Source organism: Ruegeria sp. CDSC079, assembly GCF_059610505.1.
In genome coordinates this window covers 37,844-59,385 of the sequence record NZ_JBXWNT010000011.1, presented here as the reverse complement: position 1 = coordinate 59,385, position 21,542 = coordinate 37,844, and the positions used below count along the sequence as shown (strand labels likewise).

Annotated in this window: 20 protein-coding genes; 10 read left to right on the top strand and 10 right to left on the bottom strand. The window is 56.7% G+C overall.

Features of this window, described 5'->3' with window-relative positions:
- Positions 1–56: 56 nt before the first annotated feature.
- On the bottom strand, positions 57–818 hold the full coding sequence (locus AC2FIC_RS18325; RefSeq protein WP_496692608.1) for a hypothetical protein: 762 nt from the start codon (positions 816–818) through the stop codon (positions 57–59).
- 141 nt (positions 819–959) lie between these two features.
- Here AC2FIC_RS18325 and AC2FIC_RS18320 point away from each other — a divergent pair, with 141 nt between their 5' ends.
- The 5 genes from AC2FIC_RS18320 to msrA all read left to right on the top strand — a co-directional run bounded on the left by AC2FIC_RS18320 (position 960) and on the right by msrA (position 5,552).
- Positions 960–2,186: an argininosuccinate synthase gene (locus tag AC2FIC_RS18320; RefSeq protein ID WP_142637390.1), complete on the top strand. Its 1,227-nt coding sequence runs from the start codon at positions 960–962 to the stop codon at positions 2,184–2,186.
- A 134-nt stretch (positions 2,187–2,320) separates the two neighbouring features.
- Positions 2,321–3,388, top strand: a complete 1,068-nt coding sequence (locus AC2FIC_RS18315; RefSeq protein ID WP_496870202.1) for a YjgN family protein — start codon at positions 2,321–2,323, stop codon at positions 3,386–3,388.
- Between the two features lie 4 nt (positions 3,389–3,392).
- Positions 3,393–4,436 (top strand): M48 family metallopeptidase, encoded by a 1,044-nt coding sequence (locus AC2FIC_RS18310; RefSeq protein WP_496870201.1) that lies wholly within the window; start codon positions 3,393–3,395, stop codon positions 4,434–4,436.
- A 63-nt stretch (positions 4,437–4,499) separates the two neighbouring features.
- Positions 4,500–4,784 (top strand): SCP2 sterol-binding domain-containing protein, encoded by a 285-nt coding sequence (locus AC2FIC_RS18305; protein WP_496692605.1) that lies wholly within the window; start codon positions 4,500–4,502, stop codon positions 4,782–4,784.
- A gap of 96 nt (positions 4,785–4,880) precedes the next feature.
- Entirely contained in the window at positions 4,881–5,552 is a 672-nt protein-coding gene (msrA, locus tag AC2FIC_RS18300; protein WP_496692604.1) for a peptide-methionine (S)-S-oxide reductase MsrA, read from the top strand.
- Here msrA and AC2FIC_RS18295 read toward each other — a convergent pair.
- Both AC2FIC_RS18295 and AC2FIC_RS18290 read right to left on the bottom strand, forming a co-directional pair.
- The gene (locus AC2FIC_RS18295; RefSeq protein WP_496690211.1) at positions 5,549–6,418 is read right to left on the bottom strand and encodes a ribokinase; all 870 of its coding nucleotides are present in this window, start codon (positions 6,416–6,418) and stop codon (positions 5,549–5,551) included. The two genes, msrA and AC2FIC_RS18295, sit on opposite strands and share 4 nt — an antisense overlap.
- 3 nt (positions 6,419–6,421) lie before the next feature.
- On the bottom strand, positions 6,422–8,677 hold the full coding sequence (locus tag AC2FIC_RS18290) for an NADP-dependent malic enzyme (protein ID WP_142637398.1): 2,256 nt from the start codon (positions 8,675–8,677) through the stop codon (positions 6,422–6,424).
- 160 nt (positions 8,678–8,837) lie between these two features.
- Here AC2FIC_RS18290 and mutS point away from each other — a divergent pair, with 160 nt between their 5' ends.
- Positions 8,838–11,450: a DNA mismatch repair protein MutS gene (mutS, locus tag AC2FIC_RS18285; protein ID WP_496692661.1), complete on the top strand. Its 2,613-nt coding sequence runs from the start codon at positions 8,838–8,840 to the stop codon at positions 11,448–11,450.
- Positions 11,451–11,482: 32 nt separating this feature from the next.
- On the opposite strand, the gene AC2FIC_RS18280 is transcribed toward mutS, so the two are convergent.
- Positions 11,483–12,046, bottom strand: a complete 564-nt coding sequence (locus AC2FIC_RS18280; RefSeq protein ID WP_142637400.1) for a nucleotide exchange factor GrpE — start codon at positions 12,044–12,046, stop codon at positions 11,483–11,485.
- A 10-nt stretch (positions 12,047–12,056) separates the two neighbouring features.
- The gene (gene hrcA, locus AC2FIC_RS18275; protein WP_496692603.1) at positions 12,057–13,121 is read right to left on the bottom strand and encodes a heat-inducible transcriptional repressor HrcA; all 1,065 of its coding nucleotides are present in this window, start codon (positions 13,119–13,121) and stop codon (positions 12,057–12,059) included.
- Between the two features lie 112 nt (positions 13,122–13,233).
- Here hrcA and rph point away from each other — a divergent pair, with 112 nt between their 5' ends.
- Genes rph through AC2FIC_RS18255 form a run of 4 tightly spaced genes read left to right on the top strand, consistent with a single transcriptional unit; the run spans position 13,234 to position 16,059 of the window.
- A complete protein-coding gene (gene rph / locus AC2FIC_RS18270) occupies positions 13,234–13,947 on the top strand; it encodes a ribonuclease PH (protein WP_496692602.1) in 714 nt (237 codons plus the stop codon).
- Entirely contained in the window at positions 13,944–14,558 is a 615-nt protein-coding gene (gene rdgB / locus AC2FIC_RS18265) for an RdgB/HAM1 family non-canonical purine NTP pyrophosphatase (protein ID WP_496692601.1), read from the top strand. Before rph ends, rdgB begins: the two co-directional genes overlap by 4 nt.
- The gene (gene hemW, locus AC2FIC_RS18260; protein WP_496692600.1) at positions 14,548–15,702 is read left to right on the top strand and encodes a radical SAM family heme chaperone HemW; all 1,155 of its coding nucleotides are present in this window, start codon (positions 14,548–14,550) and stop codon (positions 15,700–15,702) included. Before rdgB ends, hemW begins: the two co-directional genes overlap by 11 nt.
- Positions 15,703–15,705: 3 nt before the next feature.
- Entirely contained in the window at positions 15,706–16,059 is a 354-nt protein-coding gene (locus AC2FIC_RS18255; protein ID WP_142637410.1) for a YbaN family protein, read from the top strand.
- Here AC2FIC_RS18255 and AC2FIC_RS18250 read toward each other — a convergent pair.
- From AC2FIC_RS18250 to mnmE, 5 genes are read right to left on the bottom strand one after another with little or no spacing between them, the layout of a single operon-like run.
- A complete protein-coding gene (locus tag AC2FIC_RS18250; protein ID WP_142637412.1) occupies positions 16,049–16,945 on the bottom strand; it encodes a ParB/RepB/Spo0J family partition protein in 897 nt (298 codons plus the stop codon). The two genes, AC2FIC_RS18255 and AC2FIC_RS18250, sit on opposite strands and share 11 nt — an antisense overlap.
- 19 nt (positions 16,946–16,964) lie before the next feature.
- Positions 16,965–17,768: a ParA family protein gene (locus tag AC2FIC_RS18245; protein ID WP_142637414.1), complete on the bottom strand. Its 804-nt coding sequence runs from the start codon at positions 17,766–17,768 to the stop codon at positions 16,965–16,967.
- On the bottom strand, positions 17,761–18,375 hold the full coding sequence (rsmG, locus tag AC2FIC_RS18240; protein ID WP_142637416.1) for a 16S rRNA (guanine(527)-N(7))-methyltransferase RsmG: 615 nt from the start codon (positions 18,373–18,375) through the stop codon (positions 17,761–17,763). The genes AC2FIC_RS18245 and rsmG overlap by 8 nt, the downstream gene beginning before the upstream one ends.
- Positions 18,372–20,249, bottom strand: coding sequence for a tRNA uridine-5-carboxymethylaminomethyl(34) synthesis enzyme MnmG (gene mnmG / locus AC2FIC_RS18235; protein WP_496692599.1), 1,878 nt, complete (start codon positions 20,247–20,249; stop codon positions 18,372–18,374). Before mnmG ends, rsmG begins: the two co-directional genes overlap by 4 nt.
- Before the next feature lie 3 nt (positions 20,250–20,252).
- Positions 20,253–21,539, bottom strand: a complete 1,287-nt coding sequence (gene mnmE, locus AC2FIC_RS18230; RefSeq protein WP_496692598.1) for a tRNA uridine-5-carboxymethylaminomethyl(34) synthesis GTPase MnmE — start codon at positions 21,537–21,539, stop codon at positions 20,253–20,255.
- Positions 21,540–21,542: the final 3 nt, after the last annotated feature.

The window sequence follows — 21,542 nt, the reverse complement described above, 5'->3', positions numbered from 1 at the left end:
CCGGTTTCCCTGCCCCATCATCGCTGAAAGAGCAAGGAATACATATGTGTACGAGTTCAGGTCAGCTGGCGCTTTTCAACGAACACGCCGTACATGGTGGTCAAGATACTGACATTGATCAGCGGCAAAACCAGAACCCCAAAGAACAGTGAGAGCAAAACACCCAGAACCGGGATGAAAGCGAGCGCTGTAAAGACCAACTGGACCACGACCTGGAACACAAAGCTTACAAGCAAAAGAACGATGATCGCACCACCCGCACCGGCGGTGTTGTTCCAAGCTTGCCCAAGTGTCAACGGTTGCCCAATCGCTGCTGCAGGCAGGATTATGGACAAACGGTAGAAGCCGATGATGAGGAAGACGACAAGGACAATGACAAACACAACTGACAATGCTCCACCGCCCAGCGCTGAAAGTACCGCGCCCGCCGGCAGGAACGCGATGGCCATCAGGATACCCAACAGAAGAACCCGCCCGAAATAGGCCAGAATTCTATCGAACCGGAAGGTTGGGAAAATACCTCTTGGATATTCCTCAAGCAGGACAAAGCGGTGCCACGACACCACAATCCAGAACATCGTCACAAATATCACGACCATAAAGCCCACCAGGAAGCCAATCGCCGATCCGCTCGAAACGCCCGCAGGTAACTCTCCGGTGGTTGTATTGAGTTGATCCAGCGGAACGTCCAATACAAAAAACAGGGCGACAATCACCGCTGTCGCAACCAAAGATGGCCCGAACGTAATCTGCAAAACCTGTTTGAGATTCCCAAAAACCATCCGCACCGAATGTGCAAAAATCTTCCAACCCAACATCTGAAATCTATCCCTTCAACCAATCCTTGTTTTCTTTCCTTCTGTTTCACCCCAAATCCCGACCTGCGTCAACGCAGATAACTTGCCCCCGCGTTCAAAACCCGCTAGGGGCCAGTCGTTCTACGCATAAAGGGAAGTCAGATGTCCGCGCCCAAGAAAGTTGTTCTGGCCTATTCCGGTGGCCTTGATACCTCGATCATCCTGAAATGGCTGCAGACCGAGTATGGTTGTGAGGTCGTAACCTTCACCGCCGATCTGGGTCAGGGCGAGGAGTTGGAGCCCGCCCGCAAGAAGGCCGAGCTGCTGGGGATCAAGCCCGAAAACATCTATATTGAGGACATCCGCGAGGAATTCGTCCGCGATTTCGTCTTTCCGATGTTCCGCGCGAATGCGCAGTATGAGGGCCTGTACCTGCTGGGCACCTCGATTGCGCGCCCGTTGATCTCGAAACGTCTGGTCGAGATTGCCGAGGCGACCGGAGCGGATGCCGTATCTCATGGCGCGACCGGTAAGGGCAACGATCAGGTACGGTTCGAACTGGCCGCTTACGCGCTGAACCCTGACATCAAGGTGATTGCCCCGTGGCGCGAGTGGGACTTGTCCAGCCGCACCAAGCTGCTGGAATTTGCCGAGGCGAACCAGATTCCGATCGCCAAGGACAAACGTGGCGAGGCGCCGTTCTCGGTTGATGCCAACCTGCTGCACACCTCATCCGAGGGCAAGGTTCTGGAAGACCCCGCCGATATGGCGCCCGATTACGTCTATCAGCGCACGGTCCACCCCGAGGACGCGCCGAATAAACCAGAATTCATCGAGATCGGGTTCGAAAAAGGTGACGCGGTCAGCATCAATGGCGAGGCGATGAGCCCGGCCACCATCCTGACCAAGCTGAACGAATATGGCGGCAAGCACGGCATTGGGCGTCTCGATCTGGTCGAAGGTCGCTTTGTTGGCATGAAATCGCGCGGTATCTATGAAACACCGGGCGGCACAATCCTGTTGGAAGCACACCGTGGCATCGAATCCATCACCATGGATCGGGGCGCGATGCATCTGAAGGACCAGCTGATGCCTCAATATGCAGAGCTGATCTATAACGGCTTCTGGTACTCGCCCGAGCGGGAAATGTTGCAGGCCGCCATCGACAAATCTCAGGATCATGTCACCGGCACCGTGCGCGTGAAGCTGTACAAAGGTCTGGCATCGACCGTGGGCCGCTGGTCGGAACACTCGCTGTATTCCGAGGCGCACGTGACCTTCGAAGAGGATGCTGGTGCCTACGATCAGAAAGACGCTGCGGGATTCATCCAACTGAACGCCCTGCGCCTGAAACTGCTGGCAGCACGCGACAAACGGCTGTCAAAGTAAGACACACGGCAAAGTTGCAACATACGAATTCTGTCGCAACTTTGCCGTAGAATTACCTGCTTGTGAGATGATTGATACCGCGAGCTGATTCAAATCCGGGTCAGCCGAATTCAATCTATTTTATTGAGGCGGTCATGCAGACAGATGGACAGCAAGGAACCCCCAGGGATTTTGAGTTCCGAGGCTCCGCTAGAGAATATTTTGGCATCTGGATTGTTAACCTATTGTTGTCGATCCTGACCCTGGGCATCTACAGCGCCTGGGCCAAGGTTCGGACCAAGAAGTACTTTTATCAGAACACCTATGTAGCTGGGCGCAGCTTTGATTATCACGCAACCGGCCTGCAGATCCTGATCGGTCGGATCATCGTAGTTGCGGGCATCGTTGCCTATTCTGTTCTGGCAGCGATTCCGCTTGTCGGCCTGATCATGCTTCTAGGGCTGCTGTTCTTGATCCCTTACCTACTGGTCCGCTCCTTGCGGTTTCAGGCGCGCATGTCCAGCTGGTCAAATGTGAGGTTCAATTTCCACGGAACCACCGGATCGGCGGCGGCCAATTACTTCCTCTATCCCATTGTTTCGGCGCTGACGCTTTATACCACATGGCCCTTTGTCACCCGCTCGATCCAACGGTTTCACGTGAATGGGCACAGCTTCGGGAAAACGCCGCTGAATTTCGACAGCCCAATCGCACCGTTCTACAAAGCCTTCCTTGCGGCCGCAGCCTGGGTCTTCATTGCCTTGGTCCTGTCGGTGACCCTTTTTGGCTTTGGCCTTTCGAGCCTCAGCGCGCTTCAGACGCTGGAAAGTGACCCGGAATACATCGCTGCCTTGATTTCCGTTGCCTCGCTTTATGGGTTCCTTCTGTTGGCCATCATCCCGGCGACGATCATCTATCACGCCATGGTGCGCAACACGGTCTATAACCACTCGGTTTTGGGTGAAAACCACCGTTTTCACTCCAACATTTCTGCCCTGCACCTTCTGTGGATCACCGTTTCTAACCTGATCGTTGTTGTCATGACATTGGGCCTGATGCTGCCCTGGGCACATGTGCGTCGGGTGCGGTATCTGGCAAACCACACCATCTTCATCCCCGGTGGCCCGCTGGATGAGTTTGTCGATGAGGTCACCACAAATGTAAGCGCCATTGGCGATGCTTATGGCGATATCGAAGGGTTCGATATCGGCATTGCGGTCTAGGCCTGTGGCCGATCCGACCAATGATCAAGGCGCGTCCGTCACCGGGCGCGCCTATCCTGCGTTAAGTTCGCGTGAACTGCCGTGCCGGCTGGCGATCGGCACCAACACCACTTGGCTGATCGATGACAAGGGCCAGATCCTGACCCGCTGCAACCCTGATGAATTGCAGATCGAACCGCGCATCGGCCAGACCGAACGCCGGGTTATCTTTGCCGATGGTACATTGTTCCTGACAGATCAGCACGCGGCGCTGGAACATCTGGTCGGGGGCAACAGTGGATCAGTTCTGCATGGGTTTGAACGGTTTCACCCTCGCCTGATCGTCGTCACGATGGCCTGTCTGGCCGGCGCCTGGGCGGTGTGGAAGTTTGGGCTTACGCTGCTGGTTGCGCTGGCGGTCTGGATGACTCCGCCGCCGCTGGTTGCAGCGATTGACGCCGGGGTGATGCAGTTTGTGGATCGCTTCATAGCCGAACCCAGCGCCCTCTCCGACAGCAAAAAGGCCGAGGTGCAAGACAGCTTTGACCGTATTCTGGCCGCTATGGGCGCGGACGCGCAGGATCACGACTACCAGCTAGAGTTTCGCCACATGCCGGGTATGGGTCCAAACGCCTTTGCCCTGCCAAATGGCACCATCGTGATTACGGATGATCTGATTAACCTCGCCTCTACCGATGCCGTGGCCGGGGTGATCGGGCATGAGATGGGGCATGTCGCGGAACAGCACGGGCTGCACCAGGTCTATCGCTCGGCCGGAGGGTATGTGCTGATTGGCTTGCTGGCAGGTGATACCGGGCCGATCCTTGATGAGATCCTGCTTGAGGGAAATCTGATCCTGTCCCTGTCCTTTTCCCGCGAACATGAATTATCGGCGGATCGTTTTGGCGTCGATCTGGCCGCGAAGGCGGGGTTCGATCCCGGCGGGCCGGAAGAGTTCTTTGATCTGATGGCTGCCCGATTTGGCGACCAAGATGACGGCTGGTTCAGCACACATCCCGGTTTCGATGACCGAAAAGACAATCTGAAATCCCTTACCCAAGGTCATTAGATCGCGGCCCTTGCCTGTGATTTTGAAGCCCCCTAACCCTGTTCTGGGATCAGGAGGGGTCATATGGAACTCAGCACTATTGTCGAAGGCATTCAGAAAAACCTTGTCGGGCGCAACTTTGATGGGTCGTTGAAATTCGATTGCGGCGATGCCGGTGTGATCGTTCTGGCCGACAATCAGGCGACGACGCAGGATCAGGACACGGATTGCACCATCCGTATCTCGCAAGAGAACCTGACCAAGCTGTTGACCGGCAAGCTGAACCCGATGACCGGTATTGCTATGGGCAAGCTCAAGATCACGGGCAATATGGGTGTGGCGATGAAGCTGGGGCAGTTGCTGGGCTAAGGCGATAAACTCGTCTCACCAGCGCGTGAGAACAGATGTCAGCGCGTTGCGCCCGGGGGTTTCCCAAGGCAGTCTGATCATGGAAGGAGACCCACCATGATCCGAACCACATACATTGACGCTGTCAAACCTTGGCTTCTGTTTGCGCTGATCCTCATCGTCGCAATGCTGCGCGCCGCGCCTGCACCGGCTGCCGGAACCGAGACGCTGACCGTGGCCGGGGGGTGTTTCTGGTGCGTTGAATCCGATTTCGAATCCGTGCCGGGCGTGGTTCAGGCGGTCTCGGGCTATACCGGGGGCGCGACCGCCGACCCAACCTATGGCGAGGTGTCCAAAGGCGGCACAGGCCATTACGAGGCGGTTCAGATTACCTTTGATCCGGACCGTGTTTCCCGTGAAACCCTGCTGAACCTGTTTTTCCGCTCGGTCGACCCTACGGATGCGGGCGGTCAGTTTTGCGACCGTGGAGAGAGTTACCGCACAGCGGTTTTCGTCTCTAATACAGGCGAAAAGGCGTTGGCCGAGGCTGCAAAATCCAAAGCACAGCACGTCCTGCGTCAAACGATTGTTACCCCGATCCTGCAACAGGACCGGTTTTACCCGGCCGAAGCCTATCATCAGGATTACTATAAGGGCGAAAAACTGGTCTTTACGCGGTTTGGTCCCAAACGCCAGCACAACGCCTATAAGGCCTATCGCAAAGCCTGCGGTCGCGACGCCCGCGTCAAACAGCTGTGGGGCAGTGACGCGCCCTTTGCCGGGTCTTAATCAAAGCGCGCTTCGCGCACTTCTTTCAGATCAGGAATGACATCCGCCGTACCGTGCCGTGTCACCATCAACGCGGCAGCCCGGTTTGCCTGCAATATTGCCTGCTCCATCGGCATGCCACGATCCATTCCTGCCAGAACGTAACCTGTGAACGTATCGCCCGCACCAGTTGTGTCCACCGCCTGAACCTTGTGAGCCAAAAAATCCGAGGTCGTCCCCTTATGATGATATCGCGCGCCCTTTGATCCGAGGGTCACAATGACATGCTCTATCCCCAACTCGGACAGGCCCTGCCCGGTTGCCTGCCGCAGCTGCTCGGCCTCGACCTCATTTAGGATCAGGAAATCCAGATACGGAAGAACCGCCCGCACTGCATCGGCTTGAAAAGGGGCCGCCGCGTAACAGACAGTCAGCCCCATTTCGCGGCCCATTTTTGCGGCTTCGACCTGCAAGTTGGTTTCGTTTTGCGTCACAATCAGATCACCCTGATCCGCCGATGACAGCGCCTGGCCCAGTTGATCTGACGTAATTGCATGATTTGCGCCTTGAAACAGGATGATGTTGTTTTCACCCTCGGCGTCTACGGCGATAATAGCGTGCCCGGTAGGATCTGAAACTTCGGCAATCCACCGGGTATCGACGCCATATTCGGTCAGCCTGTCACGCGCCCAGCGCCCGTCGGGCCCTATGGCCCCAATATGCGCCACCCGCGCACCGGCCCGCGCGCCGGCGACGGACATATTCGCGCCCTTACCGCCCAGAAACCGATCCAAACGGTTGGCCGAAAGCGTCTCACCCGCGCCAGGCAGGTGTGGCACATCATAAATCATGTCTGCGTTGATCGAGCCTAGATTCCAAATTGTCATGGCTTAACCAATATCGCAGGAGGCCAGAATGGCCATGTTCAGAATGTCATTGGCCGTCGATATGGTCGAACAGATCTGAATCGGCTTGTCGATGCCCGACAAGATCGGGCCGATCACCGTGGCCCCACCCATTTCCTGCATCAACTTGGTCGAGATCGAGGCCGAATGCCGTGCTGGGACAATCAGGATATTCGCCGGTCCGGTCAGTCGCTGGAACGGATAGTTTGCCTGCTGGTCGACATTCAGCGCCACGTCCACCGTCATTTCACCTTCGTATTCGAAATCTACGCCACGCTGATCCAGAACGGCAGGAGCGCGGTGCATCTTTTCGGCCCGCTCCGACACCGGGTAGCCAAACGTCGAAAAGCTGACAAAGGCAACGCGCGGCTCCAGCCCCATATGGCGGGCAACGGCTGCTGAACGCTCAGCGATATTGGCCAGATCGTTTTCGTCCGGCCATTCATGGACTAGAGTGTCGCCGATCAGCACGATCCGCCCCTTGTGCAACAACGCCGTCACACCGGCCGCGCCACGGGCCGCATCTGCATCGAACACATGGTTGATCCGATCCAGCACATGCGCCGATTTACGCGTCGCGCCCGAGACCAAACCGTCGCCATGCCCATGCGCCAGCATCAGCGATGAAAACACGTGCCGGTCGCGCGCGGCAAGTCGATGAATATCCTTTCGATCAAAGCCTTTACGCTGCAGGCGATCGTACAAAAAATCAGAATAGGTATCGAGATGCGCAGTGTTGGCGGCATTCACGACCTCCAGCTCACGCACAGCATCGCCCAGCCCGGCCTCTTCCAGCTTTTGCTTGACGTCATCTGGGCGGCCTACGACCAGCGCTTTACCAAAGCCCGAGCGTTGATACATCACCGCAGCCCGCAGCACACGCGGATCGTCGCCCTCGGCAAAGATCATTCGGCTTTGCGCCTGACGGGCCCGCGCGTTCAGGCCGCGCAGAATGCTGGCGGTCGGATCCATGCGGGATTTCAGGCTCAGTTCATACGCGTCCATGTCGATAATCGGGCGCCGCGCCGCGCCGGTATCCATCCCGGCCCGCGCAACGGCGGGCGGAATGCGGTGAATCAGGCGCGGATCGAAAGGTGTCGGGATAATATAATCGCGCCCAAAGGTCAGCGACTTACCATAGGCCATCGCGACCTCATCCGGGACATCCTCGCGCGCAAGGTTGGCCAAGGCGTGGGCACAGGCAATTTTCATCTCGTCATTGATGGCGCGGGCGTGGATATCCAGCGCACCGCGGAACAGGTAGGGAAAGCCCAACACGTTGTTGACCTGGTTCGGATAATCGCTGCGCCCTGTGGCGACGATGGCATCTACGCGCACCTCATGCGCCTCTTCCGGTGTGATCTCGGGGTCGGGGTTTGCCATCGCAAAAATCACCGGGTTATCGGCCATGCTGGCGACCATATCTTGCGTCACAGCCCCTTTGACCGACACGCCCAGAAAGACGTCTGCGCCTTTCATGGCGTCTTCCAGCGTACGCAGATCCGTGGTGATCGCATGGGCCGATTTCCACTGGTTCATGCCCTCGGTCCGGCCCTGATAAATCACGCCTTTAGTGTCACACACGATGCAGTTTTCATGCCGCGCGCCCATGGACTTGAGCAGTTCGATACACGCTATCCCAGCAGCCCCAGCACCGTTCAGAACAATCTTCACATCTTCAATCTTCTTGCCCGAGATACGCAGCGCATTCAGCAGGCCCGCTGCACAGATCACCGCCGTGCCATGCTGATCATCGTGGAAGACGGGGATATCCATTTCTTCCTTCAGGCGCTGTTCGATGATGAAACACTCGGGCGCCTTGATGTCTTCCAGATTGATGCCGCCAAAGGTCGGGCCCATCAGACGCACGGCGCGGCAGAACTCATCCGGGTCTTCGGTGTCCAACTCGATATCGATCGAGTTTACGTCAGCGAAACGCTTGAACAGGACTGACTTGCCCTCCATCACCGGTTTTGAGCCCAGCGCGCCCAGATTACCAAGACCCAAAACCGCCGTCCCATTCGAAATCACGGCGACCAGATTTCCCTTGTTGGTATAGTCATAGGCCGTTTCTGGATTTTCCGCGATTGCTTCACATGGAACAGCCACGCCGGGGCTGTAGGCCAGCGACAGGTCGCGCTGCGTGGTCATGGGAACGGTGGCTTGTACCTCCCACTTGCCAGGAGTTGGGTCCAGGTGAAAGGCCAGCGCCTCTTCGTTGGTGATCTTCGCTTTGGGCATTTGATACGTCGTTTCTCTGCAACTACGGGGCTTCTGCCTCATAGCGCAGGCACGCGCGCGCCTCAACGAGAATACTTTTGCCTTTCGCACCAGATGGCGGATTTGTAAGGTCGCGACCGAACGCCGTCAAAAGGGATCAGCCTTGTCCACAGTCACGCCGATGATGGCGCAATATCTCGAAATCAAAGAGGCCCATGCCGACGCCCTTCTGTTTTACCGGATGGGCGATTTCTACGAGATGTTTTTCGAGGATGCCGTCAACGCCGCCGAGGCGCTGGACATCGCCCTGACCAAACGCGGCAAGCACAACGACGCCGACATCCCGATGTGCGGTGTGCCGGTCCATGCCGCCGAAGGGTACCTGCTGACGCTGATCCGAAAAGGCTTTCGCGTGGCCGTTTGCGAACAGATGGAAAGCCCGGCGGAGGCCAAGAAGAGAGGCTCTAAATCAGTGGTAAAGCGCGGTGTTGTCCGACTGGTGACACCCGGAACACTGACCGAGGACGCGCTGCTAGAGGCACGCCGCCACAACTTTCTGGCCTGTTATGCCGAGGTGAGGGATGAAGCGGCGCTTGCCTGGGCCGATATCTCAACCGGGGCGTTTCACGTGATGCCTTTGACCTCTGTACGCCTAAGCCCTGAACTGGCCCGGCTGGCCCCGTCGGAACTGATCGTGGCGGACGGGGCCGAACAGGTCCTGCACGAACCTGCCCGCGATCTGGGCATCTCACTGACGCCCATTGGCCGTGCCAGTTTCGACAGCACGGCGGCTGAAAAGCGCATCTGCGATTTGTTTCACGTGGGCGCGCTGGACGCGTTTGGAAATTTTGGCCGGGCCGAAGTGTCCGCTATGGGCGCATTGATTGACTATTTGGAGATCACGCAAAAAGGCAAATTACCACTGCTACAAACGCCGCTGAAAGAATCCGAGGACCGCGTGGTGCAAATCGACGCCGCAACACGCCGCAATCTGGAGCTGACCCGGTCGCTGTCTGGCGGGCGCGCCGGATCGCTTTTGTCGGTGGTTGACCGTACGGTGACGCCGGGCGGCGCGCGGCTGTTGGAACAGCGCCTGTCCAGCCCCTCGCGCAATCTGGATGTGATCCACGGGCGGTTGGATGCGGTAAGTTTTACAGCCGATGACAGCCTGATCGCCCAAGATCTGCGCGATGCCTTGCGCAAAACCCCCGATTTGGACCGCGCCTTGTCGCGCCTGTCGCTAGATCGTGGCGGCCCTCGCGATTTGGCCGCCATCCGCAACGGGCTGGCGCAGGCCGCAACCATCGCCGAACTGTGCAATGCCGGAGATCTGCCGGTATTGCTGGCCACTGCAGTGCAAAACCTGACGGGGTTTGATGATCTGCTGACCCTGCTGGATGAGGCGCTTGTGGCCGAACCGCCCCTGATGGCGCGCGATGGCGGCTTCATTGCCCCCGGCTATGACGCGGAACTGGATGAGGCGCGCACCCTGCGCGACGAAGGTCGATCCGTCATCGCCGGGTTTCAGCAGAAATACTCCGAGCACACCGGCATCACCTCACTGAAGATCAAGCATAACAACGTGCTGGGCTATTTCATTGAAACCACGGCAACCCATGCCGAAAAGATGTTGAACCCGCCGTTCTCCGAAACCTATATCCACCGGCAAACCACGGCCAATCAGGTGCGGTTCACCACTGTCGAACTCTCCGAGATCGAGACCCGTATCTTGAATGCGGGCAACCATGCTTTGGAAATCGAAAAGCGGCTCTATCAAAGGCTTTCTGATGAGATTCTTACCCGTGCTGCGCAGCTGAACCAAGCCGCGCGCGGGCTGGCAGAACTGGACTTAACCACTGCGCTGGCCGATCTGGCACGGGGCGAGAACTGGTGTAGCCCGCAGGTCGATGCCTCTCGTGCCTTTGATATTCAGGGCGGGCGGCATCCGGTTGTTGAACATGCGCTGCGCCAACAAAGCGGTGACGCGTTTATCGCTAATGATTGTGATCTCAGCGCGGAAGATGGTGCTGCAATCTGGTTGCTGACCGGCCCCAACATGGCGGGTAAATCAACCTTCTTGCGGCAGAATGCGCTGATCGCCCTGCTTGCCCAAATGGGCAGCTATGTTCCCGCCGAACAAGCCCATATCGGCGTGGTCAGCCAGCTGTTCAGCCGTGTCGGGGCATCTGACGATCTGGCCAGGGGGCGGTCGACCTTTATGGTTGAAATGGTCGAAACCGCCGCCATCCTCAATCAGGCCGACGATCATGCGCTGGTCATCCTGGATGAAATCGGACGCGGGACGGCCACCTATGACGGGCTTTCCATCGCCTGGGCCACGCTCGAACATCTGCACGCCGCCAATAGATGTCGCGCGCTGTTTGCAACGCATTATCACGAGCTGACCGCGCTGGCCGGAAATCTGGTAGGTGTCGACAATGCCACCGTTGCGGTCAAGGAATGGGAGGGCGAGGTGATCTTTTTGCACGAGGTTCACAAAGGCGCCGCGGATCGATCTTATGGTGTCCAGGTGGCGCAACTGGCTGGCCTGCCGGCATCCGTTGTCGAACGTGCCCGCGTTGTGCTGGACCAGCTGGAGAAAACCGAACGCGAAGGCGGCAAGCAAAAGGCTTTGATCGACGATCTACCGCTGTTCTCGGCTGCCCCGCCGCCACCGCCTCCCCCAAAAGCTTCACCCGTTGCGGATATGTTGGGTGAGATCTTGCCGGATGAGCTAAGCCCGCGCGAGGCATTGGACCTGATCTATAAATTGAAAGAGGCGGCCAGATCCTGACCGCCTCAATAATTGATTGATATCTTAGGTGCTTAGCTTGCCGGCGTGGACGACACACCCACCTGCGCGGGGCGCAAGAGCCGGTCGTACAGCATAAAGCCTTCTGCAGATACCTGGATGATGTCACCAGCGCGTGTTCCGGGCACGGGGGCCTCGAACATCGCCTCATGCACATTGGGGTCAAACCGATCGCCAACTTCTGGCGTGATCACCTGAATCCCGTGTTTCTGAAACACGTCCTTCAGCGCGCGCATGGTCAGTTCAACACCTTCCAGCAAAGCGCCTGCGACCTCTTTCTGCTCGTCGGTTGCGGCCTCAAGCGCGCGTTTCATATTGTCATAGACCGGCAGCATGTCACGAGCCAGTTTCGAGCCGCCATATTGTTCAGCATCGCGCCGTGCCTTGTCGCCGCGCTTGCGCGCGTTTTCCGCATCGGCCAATGCACGCATGAATTTGTCTTTGTAGTCGTCGCGCTCGGCGCGCAGCTCATCCAGCTCCAGCGCTTCTTCGCTGATCTCAGCAAATTCATCAGCCAGCTCTTCGGCCTCGGCCGTTGCGATATCGTCCAGAAAATCTTCGTTCTTGGGCTCTGCCATCTCTTACCCTCTAGCTCCGGTCGGATATCAGTTTGCCGACCAGTTGCGCCGTATAATCCACGATCGGCACGATCCGTCCATAATTCAGACGTGTGGGCCCGATGACCCCAACCGCACCGATTATCTTACGATCAGCGTTCATATATGGAGACACCACCAAAGAGGAACCCGAAAGTGAGAAAAGTTTGTTCTCAGACCCGATAAAAATGCGCACACCTTCGCCTTCTTCGGTCAATTCCAGAAATTCGGCGATGTCGCGCTTGCGTTCGAGGTCGTCAAACAGGGTGCGAATGCGCTCCAACTCATCTGCTTCGCCACGTTCACCCAGCAGATTCGCCCGCCCTCGGACGATCAAACGAGCCGAGTCGCCATCATCCCCGTCCCATGCGGCCATGCCGCTGTCGACCATTTCACGGGCCAGCACGTCAATTTCCTGTTTCCGCAAATCGATCTGGGTCAGCATCTGACGGCGAACCTCGCTGATGGTGCGGCCTTCGATCAGCGCGTTCAGAAAATTCGCCGCTTCCCGCATCGAGCTGGGCGTTTGCCCGGGTGGCGGCTTGAACAGCCGGTTTTCCACCTGACCGTCGGAAAAGACCAAAACCACCAGGGCCCTGTCATGCCCAAGCGACACAAATTCGATATGTTTGATTTCCGCTTCGTGTTTCGGCGTCAAAACCAGCGAGGCCCCTTGTGTCACGTGTGACAAGGCCGCGCCGACACGATCAAGCATCCCGCCGACATCCCCCGAGTTAGCGCCCAGTGTGTCGTCCAGCTTCTGCCGGTCATCCGCGCCCAGATCACCGACCTCCAGCAATCCGTCCACGAACATCCGTAACCCGTGTTGCGTCGGAATCCGCCCCGCACTGACATGAGGGCTGTCGAGCAGGCCCAGAAACTCAAGATCCTGCATCACATTGCGAACCGTCGCCGCACTGACTTTTTCCGACAAAGTGCGCGTTAGGGTACGGCTGCCGACAGGCTCACCGCTATCCAGATAGCTTTCGACAATCAGCCGAAACACCTCGCGCGACCGGTCATTCATCTCGTTCAGAATTTTGCTTGCGTCACTCATCGGCAATCCTCTGCTGGATGGCCATTAAATAGCAGGTAGGCGAAAGGTCAATCAGGGTTGCATCCTGACGCTGCGGGGCGGTATCCCCAAACCAGCAAACAAAGGAATTCCCATGCGACCCTCAGGACGTGATCTAAACGAAATGCGCGCCGTTTCAATCGAAACGGGATTTACCAAACATGCCGAAGGTTCCTGCCTGATTAAGATGGGCGATACCCATGTGTTGTGCACTGCCACGATCGAAGATCGCGTGCCACCGTTCATCAAGGGTTCGGGCCTGGGCTGGGTTACCGCTGAATACGGCATGCTGCCCCGTGCGACCAATACACGGATGCGGCGCGAGGCTGCCAGCGGTAAGCAGGGTGGTCGTACCGTGGAAATCCAGCGTTTGATCGGCCGTGCCCTGCGTGCAGGTGTCGATCGGGTTGCCTTGGGTGAACGCCAGATCACCGTCGACTGCGATGTGATCCAGGCTGATGGTGGCACCCGATGTGCCTCGATCACAGGCGGTTGGGTTGCGCTGCGTCTTGCGGTCAACAAGCTGATGAAAACGGGTGACGTGATCTCGGACCCGCTGGTTGACCCGGTTGCAGCCGTATCCTGCGGTATTTACGCCGGTCAACCGGTGCTGGATCTGGATTACCCCGAAGACAGCGAAGCCGGCGTGGACGGCAACTTTATCATGACCGGGTCCGGCAAATTGATCGAAGTTCAAATGAGCGCCGAAGGCTCTGTCTTTAGCCGCGTTCAGATGGATCAACTAATGGATCTGGCCGAACAGGGCGTTAGTGAACTGGCTGCTGCGCAAAAGGCCGCCACCGCATGACCCGCAAGTTCGACGGCGACAGGTTGCTAGTGGCCACGCATAACAAAGGCAAGCTTGAGGAGATGGCACATCTGCTTGAACCCTTTGGCGTCAGTGTTATCGGCGCTGCGGACATGGACCTGCCTGAACCGGAAGAGACCGAGGATACATTCGTCGGCAATGCCCGGATCAAGGCCCATGCCGCCGCCAAAGCCACCGGCCTTCCTGCCCTGTCGGACGATTCCGGGATCACCATCGACGCGCTTGACGGGGCGCCGGGCGTCTACACCGCCGATTGGGCAGAAACCGGCAATGGCCGCGATTTCCTAGTGGCGATGACACGCGCACATGGGGAGCTTGAGGCGAAGAACGCCGCCCATCCCCGCACCGCACAATTTCGTTGCACGCTGGTTTTGGCCTGGCCCGACGGGCATGATGAGGTGTTCGAAGGCATCGCCCCCGGTCACTTGGTCTGGCCCATTCGCGGTGCGGACGGCTTTGGTTATGATCCAATGTTTGTGCCCGAGGGTCATGGCATTACCTTTGCCGAGATGGATCGCTGGGAAAAGAACAAGATCAGCCATCGCGGTCGCGCGGTTGAGATGTTCGTGAAAGGCTGTTTTGGCGGATGATTGGCGCAATGGGGGCTTTGGCCTGTATGTGCATTGGCCCTTTTGCGAGGCCAAATGCCCCTATTGCGATTTCAACAGCCATGTTTCAAGAAATATTGATCAAAAGCAATGGCTTGATGCATATCTGGTCGAGTTGCGCCGTAGTGCTTCCGAAACCCCCAACCGTGTCCTGAACACCATATTCTTTGGCGGCGGCACCCCGTCTCTGATGGATCCCGAAACCGTCGCCGCAGTGATTGATACCGCCCGCGCCCTTTGGCACGCCGCCAATGACATGGAAATCACACTTGAAGCCAATCCCGGCTCGGTCGAGGCGGGACGGTTCGCTGCCTACCAAGAAGCAGGCGTCAACCGTATCTCGATGGGGGTACAGGCGCTGAATGATGACGATTTGCGCCGGCTGGGCCGCATTCACAGCGTGGCCGAAGCGCGGGCTGCTTATGACATAGCCCGTCATTGTTTTGAACGGGTCAGCTTTGACCTGATCTATGCGCGGCAACATCAAACCCTTGATGCCTGGCGCGCAGAGTTGACCGAAGCCCTGTCGATGGCGGTCGATCACCTGTCGCTGTACCAACTGACCATAGAAGACGGAACCGCCTTTGGTGATCGCTATGCCGTGGGCAAGCTACGCGGCCTACCCTTGGATGATAGCGCCGCCGATATGTATCTGGCCACGCAAGAAATCTGCGAGGCTCATGGTCTGCCCGCCTATGAGGTATCGAACCACGCCCGCCCCGGCGCGGAATCACAGCACAATCTGATCTATTGGCGCTATGGTGACTATGTCGGCATTGGCCCCGGCGCCCATGGGCGGATCACCCAGAATGGCCAGAAATACGCGACTGAAACCTATCTGAATCCGCAGCGGTGGTTGGACGCGGCTTCCTGTGGTAGCGGAGAGAAAGAACGCGCCGCATTGTCGCGTGAAGACCAGGCAAGTGAATACCTTATAATGGGCCTTAGGATTACCGACGGGCTAGATATAGATAGATATACGGAAATATCAGGCCACCCCTTACCACAAGACCCATTGGGCCATCTTCAGGATATCGGCATGGTTCAAATGCTGGATGGTAAACTGATGGCCACAACCGACGGGCGGGCCGTCTTGAACGCGGTGATCCGCGAACTTTTGGGATAGACCATGCAATATCTGTGGGCAGGGCTTGGATTGTTATGCGTCGGGCTGGCCGCTGTTGGGGTGGTGCTTCCCCTACTACCAACGGTTCCATTTCTGCTACTCGCCGCCTTCTTCTTTGCCCGCTCGTCTTCACGGCTGCATAGCTGGCTGATAACGCACCGACTGTTTGGCCCAATGATCGTCGATTGGCAGAGTTCAGGCGCGATTCGTCCGGCCGCAAAAAAGGCGGCCACCCTGTCGGTCACCGCCGTATTTGGACTATCGGTCATGATGTCTGCGCCGTCTCATGTCCTGATCATCCAGGCGATTGTACTAGGCGGCGTGATGTTCTTTATCTGGACCCGCCCTAGCGGCTGAGCTTGGAACAAAGATCATCCAGTTGATCCAGGTTCTCATAGGTCAGGACCACCTGCCCCGTTTCCGAGCCCGCTTTGTGATTGATCGCCACTTTCATCGCTAGAATCGCGGAAAGATCCTTTTCCAGCGCCCGGGTATCCGCATCTTTACCCGCATTCAGATCCCGAGACCTTGGTGCCGGTCGGGCCGCATCCCCCTGCTGTTGCTTCTTCACCAGCGCTTCCGTTGCTCGCACCGACAGCCCATCTTTGACAATTTGCTTTGCAAGGTCCGAGGCATTCTCGGCCGTGATCAGCGTTCGCGCATGGCCAGCCGATAATTTTCCTTCTATTACAAGGGTTTGTACATCCATTGGCAGGGACAACAGGCGCAGCAAATTGGCAATATGACTGCGGCTTTTGCCCAATGCTTCAGCCAGCTTTTCTTGCGTATGACCAAAGCGGTCCATCAGCTGCTTATAGCCGGCCGCCTCTTCCACCGCATTCAAATCCGCGCGCTGAATGTTTTCGATAATGGCGACTTCCAGAACCTCAGTGTCATCAAAATCGCGAACGATAACGGGGATATCATGCAACTGCGCCATTTGCGCCGCGCGCCAGCGGCGTTCACCCGCGACGATTTCATAATCGCCTTCGGCAATCTCGCGGACGATCAACGGCTGAATGATCCCCTTCTCTTTGACCGAAGCGGCAAGCTCATCCAGATGTTCCCGGGCAAAGGTGCGGCGCGGCTGATTTGGGTTTGCGTGAAGCTTTTCGATCGGAATCGTCAGGTCCGGCCGCCGTGAATCAGTTGGCACGCGTCCCTGGGGCTCTTGTGTGACATCCGCCATCAATGCCGAAAGCCCGCGACCCAACCCTCTTGGTTTTGATTTTCTGGCTGTCACAGGGTCCTCCTAGTACCGCTCAGACTGCGGTTTTATTGTTCTTATGCATGACTTCCCGGGCCAAATGCCGATAGGCCATCGCGCCCAGAGACCCCGAGTCATATTGCAAAACCGGCAACGCGTATGACGGAGCCTCACTGACCCGCACATTTCTGGGTATTTTGGTTTTAAATACCATCTCACCCAGATTGTCACGTGCGTCTTTTTCGACCTGACGGGACAAGTTGTTGCGGTTGTCATACATAGTCAGCACAACACCTTCGATTCTGAGGTCTGGATTCGCAGTCTGTCGCACCTCGCGAATGGTTAGCATGAGCTGGGACAAACCCTCTAATGCGAAGAACTCGCTTTGCAATGGCACCAGTACGGAATGCGCTGCGACCATCGCGTTTACCGTCAGAAGATTCAGCGATGGCGGACAGTCAATCAGGACGAAATCCAGATCGTACTTATCAATAGCAGTCTGGCGTAACGCGTCATGCAGTAAATAGCTGCGTTTTTCGTTCGAAATCAATTCGATATCGGCGGAACTGAGATCTACCGTAGCGGGGACAACGAGAATGCCTTCAATCTCCGAGTCCTGAACGACCGCATCCAAAGGTGCATCATCCAGAATCAGGTCATAAGTTGTCCAATCTCGATCCTCGACACCTAAACCGGTTGAAGCATTCCCCTGTGGATCCAGATCAACCACTAAAACCCTGCATCCGGCCTCGGCCAGGCCTGCTGCCAAGTTTATGGCTGTTGTCGTCTTCCCAACCCCGCCCTTCTGGTTGGCTACCGCTATGATCCGGGGGCCTGAGGGACGAGATAGATCAACCACGTGATACTCCTTTGACCTTGAGGATGACGGCTTGGGGCTCTGTTAAACTTGTAATCGGATCACAGGTGAAATTCCATTCTTCCTGCGCATCCTGTACCTCTTTTTTCCAGCTTACACCTTTCGGCAACAAAGCGACGCCAGAATCGCCTAAATGTCTGTCACAAAAAGATAATAATACCCCGAGATCTGCCAAGGCGCGGGCAGACAAAACATCTGCATTCAGGGGGTCCACCGCTTCAATGCGTTTCGCCACCACTTTACAGTTTGCGCCACATTCCCGGGATACATTGCGTAAAAACGCAGATTTTCGCTGATCGCTTTCAACAAAGGTGAATTTTGCGTCTGGCGCTTCTTCGATCGCCATAATTGCACAAACCATACCGGGAAACCCGCCACCACTTCCAATATCAACCCAATGCGAAAAGTTCTCGGCACATCGAAAAACCTGAACGGAATCCAAAATGTGCCGTGTCCAGATTTCGGACAAGCTTTTGCGCGATACGAGGTTGATTTTCGGGTTCCAGCGCTCGACAAGGGCAACATATGTTGCCAGTCGATCAAATGTTTCACGTGAAACATTCAGACCGTCAAACAGCTCTTCCTTCATGCTTTGCGCACCCTCTGATCGCGGCGAAGCTTGGCCAACACCAGAGTCAGCGCAGCCGGTGTCACACCCTCTATCCGGCTTGCCTGCGCTACATTCTCGGGACGGGCGTTGGACAACTTCTGCTTCATCTCTGACGACAGCCCATCCAATGCGAAGAAGTCAAAATCACGCGGAATCTCATAGGCTTCATCGCGTTTCATCGCTTCGACATCACGTCTCTGCCGCTCGATATAATTCGCATACAGCGCATCGCGTTCCACTTGCTGCCGAATGCCTGAATCAACGTCCTGCAACTCAGGAATCAAGGGAACAAGATCCTCAAAGCTCACATCAGGAAAGGCCAAAATCGCCATACCATCGCGGCGATTGCCATCCTGATTGACCTCGATACCAGCTTCTCGCACTTCTTTCGGAGTATAGGTATGATCTGTGAGCTTCTTTTTCGCAGACCCCAACTTCTCCATCTTTTCAGAGAAGTGCTTGCGGCGTGTCTCGCTTACGCAACCTAGGCGTAGGCCAATAGGTGTCAGTCGTTGGTCGGCATTATCGGCGCGCAAAGACAATCTAAACTCTGCCCGTGAGGTAAACATCCGATAAGGTTCCGCCACTCCGCGAGTAGTCAGGTCATCGACCATGACGCCAATATAACTGTCGGAACGCGTGAAATGGATTGGATCCCGACCCAAGACCTGAAGGGCAGCATTGAGGCCAGCCACCATTCCCTGAGCTGCAGCTTCCTCATATCCTGTGGTGCCGTTAATCTGACCCGCAAGATATAGTCCTGGCGCCTCAGGCAACGACAGTGATGATGTCAGAGCGCGAGGATCTACGTAGTCATATTCGATGGCGTAGCCAGGTTGGAGGATCTCTGCCTTTTCCAGCCCCTTAATGGATCTGACATAATCGACCTGAACATCCTGTGGCAGTGAGGTAGAAATTCCATTCGGATAGATTGTGTGATCATTCACACCTTCTGGCTCGAGGAAAATTTGATGAGATTCCTTATCAGCAAACCGCACAATCTTATCTTCGATCGAAGGGCAATATCTGGGGCCTATACCGTCAATATGCCCCCCATACATCGCCGATCTGGAAAGGTTCTTTTCAATGATCTCATGTGTTCTGGCATTGGTATGCGTAATCCCGCAAGAAATCTGCGGCGCCACCACCCCCATCGAGAGGAATGAGAACAGCGTAGGTTCATCATCGCCGTCCTGACTTTCGAGACCTGACCAATCAATCGTCCGACCATCCAGCCGGGGCGGTGTCCCCGTTTTCAAGCGTCCTAGCGGCAGGTTAAGGCTATCCAAACGCTCGGCCAGCTTTACCGAGGGACGGTCCCCCATACGCCCGCCAGGGCGCGATACGTCACCAATGTGAATAACGCCTCTCAAAAATGTCCCAGACGTCAGGATCACAGCGCCGGCCCATATTTCAGACTCATCCGCCAATCGAATTCCGGTAACAGCAGGTCCATTCACCAGGAAATCTGTCACCTCGCCGACTAAGACGCTGAGGTTCGCCTGTGCCGTGGTTTCTCGCTGCATCGCAGCTCGGTACAAAGCCCGGTCTGCCTGCGTTCTGGGCCCCTGAACTGCGGGGCCTTTACGGCGATTCAGCAAACGAAACTGAATTCCCGCCTGGTCTGCGACGCGCCCCATCACCCCGTCCAACGCGTCAATTTCGCGGACAAGATGCCCTTTGCCGAGGCCCCCAATAGCGGGGTTACAGGACATTACGCCGATATCAGTGGCCGACAGAGTCACAAGGGCGGTAGTCGCACCCATCCGGGCGGCCGCATGGGCCGCCTCTGTTCCGGCGTGGCCCGCTCCGATAACGACGACGTCAAAATCCGAATGTTTCACGTGAAACACTCCTTACTTTCCCAGGCAGAAGCTTGAGAATATTTCATCCAACAAGTCTTCTACACCAATTCTGCCAACCAGAGCTTCCAAAGCGCGGATCGCGGTCCTCAGTTCCTCGGCTGCAATATCATACAGGTCGGGACCTGATTCCAGAACAACGATTGCAGCACTAAGTGCGTCGCGCGCTGTGATCAGCGCTATACGATGCCTTTCACGCGTGGCGATACCATGGGTAGTAGTACGATCACCCAATACACGCGATATGTTGGAAATCAACCGATCCACACCCTGCCCGGTTTTCCCTGAGATTCCTTCATCAGAACTGTTTCTCAGATCGGACTTCGGAAGAACCTGAATATCTCCTTCCAACATCTGAACGCCCAGCTCTTTTGGATCATCAGTCAGAAATACGCGCAGATCGGCGGCCTCGGCGCGCTTTTTGGCCCGCTCAATTCCCAGGCTTTCGACGTGATCGTCGGTTTCCCGCAAGCCCGCTGTATCCAACAAAGTAACGGGAAGTCCCTCAAGGTCCATTCGAACTTCAATCACATCGCGCGTTGTGCCGGCATATTCCGACGTGATCGCTGCATCGCGACCGGCCAGAGCATTCAGCAATGTCGACTTTCCGGCATTTGGCAAGCCAACAATCGCAACCTCGAACCCGGTTCGAATGCGTTCTGCAATACGAACCCCTTCAGCTTCACGTTGTAGATCTGCAACGACATCTGTGATCAACTGGCGCACTTCAGGGGTAACATCGGTTGGCACCTCTTCGTCGGCAAAATCAATCACTGCCTCAAGCAGCGATGCGGCGCGGATCAAATCGCGCCGCCAGCGTTCAGCCAAATTCCCAAGCTCTCCGGCCAGAATGATCTGTGCTTGCTTGCGTTGAGCTTCGGTCTCAGCGTCGATCAGATCGGCAAGGCCCTCGACCTGTGTCAAATCCATTTTGCCGTTTTCCAAGGCACGGCGGGTGAATTCCCCGGGATCGGCCAGGCGCAAACCGTCCATGTCCGCAAGGCAGCGCATGACAGCGTTGACCGCCGCTGTACTGCCGTGAATCTGTAGCTCTGCCACGTCTTCGCCAGTAAAGCTGGCCGGGGCCTGGAAGGTCAGAACTACCCCATCATCCAGGCGCGATCCGTCTTTGCCATACAGGCTGCGCACCCGCATCCCGCGGGAGGACAAAGCAGCACCGGAAAGAGCAGCCGCGGCAGGATGCGCCAAGGGGCCCGAGAGACGGATGACCGCCACCCCTGCCTTGCCTTGCGCGCTGGCCAAGGCGAATATCGTATCCATTCG

Excerpts from the sequence above, each read along its gene's own strand:
- mnmE (WP_496692598.1), bottom strand. The coding sequence starts at position 21,539 with ATGGATACGATATTCGCCTTGGCCAGCGCGCAAGGCAAGGCAGGGGTG.
- AC2FIC_RS18320 (WP_142637390.1), top strand. The coding sequence starts at position 960 with ATGTCCGCGCCCAAGAAAGTTGTTCTGGCCTATTCCGGTGGCCTTGAT.
- rdgB (WP_496692601.1), top strand. The coding sequence starts at position 13,944 with ATGACCCGCAAGTTCGACGGCGACAGGTTGCTAGTGGCCACGCATAAC.
- AC2FIC_RS18295 (WP_496690211.1), bottom strand. The coding sequence starts at position 6,418 with ATGACAATTTGGAATCTAGGCTCGATCAACGCAGACATGATTTATGAT.
- AC2FIC_RS18305 (WP_496692605.1), top strand. The coding sequence starts at position 4,500 with ATGGAACTCAGCACTATTGTCGAAGGCATTCAGAAAAACCTTGTCGGG.
- mutS (WP_496692661.1), top strand. The coding sequence starts at position 8,838 with ATGATGGCGCAATATCTCGAAATCAAAGAGGCCCATGCCGACGCCCTT.
- AC2FIC_RS18255 (WP_142637410.1), top strand. The coding sequence starts at position 15,706 with ATGCAATATCTGTGGGCAGGGCTTGGATTGTTATGCGTCGGGCTGGCC.
- AC2FIC_RS18315 (WP_496870202.1), top strand. The coding sequence starts at position 2,321 with ATGCAGACAGATGGACAGCAAGGAACCCCCAGGGATTTTGAGTTCCGA.
- AC2FIC_RS18325 (WP_496692608.1), bottom strand. The coding sequence starts at position 818 with ATGTTGGGTTGGAAGATTTTTGCACATTCGGTGCGGATGGTTTTTGGG.
- AC2FIC_RS18280 (WP_142637400.1), bottom strand. The coding sequence starts at position 12,046 with ATGGCAGAGCCCAAGAACGAAGATTTTCTGGACGATATCGCAACGGCC.
- rph (WP_496692602.1), top strand. The coding sequence starts at position 13,234 with ATGCGACCCTCAGGACGTGATCTAAACGAAATGCGCGCCGTTTCAATC.
- AC2FIC_RS18290 (WP_142637398.1), bottom strand. The coding sequence starts at position 8,677 with ATGCCCAAAGCGAAGATCACCAACGAAGAGGCGCTGGCCTTTCACCTG.
- msrA (WP_496692604.1), top strand. The coding sequence starts at position 4,881 with ATGATCCGAACCACATACATTGACGCTGTCAAACCTTGGCTTCTGTTT.
- hrcA (WP_496692603.1), bottom strand. The coding sequence starts at position 13,121 with ATGAGTGACGCAAGCAAAATTCTGAACGAGATGAATGACCGGTCGCGC.
- rsmG (WP_142637416.1), bottom strand. The coding sequence starts at position 18,375 with ATGAAGGAAGAGCTGTTTGACGGTCTGAATGTTTCACGTGAAACATTT.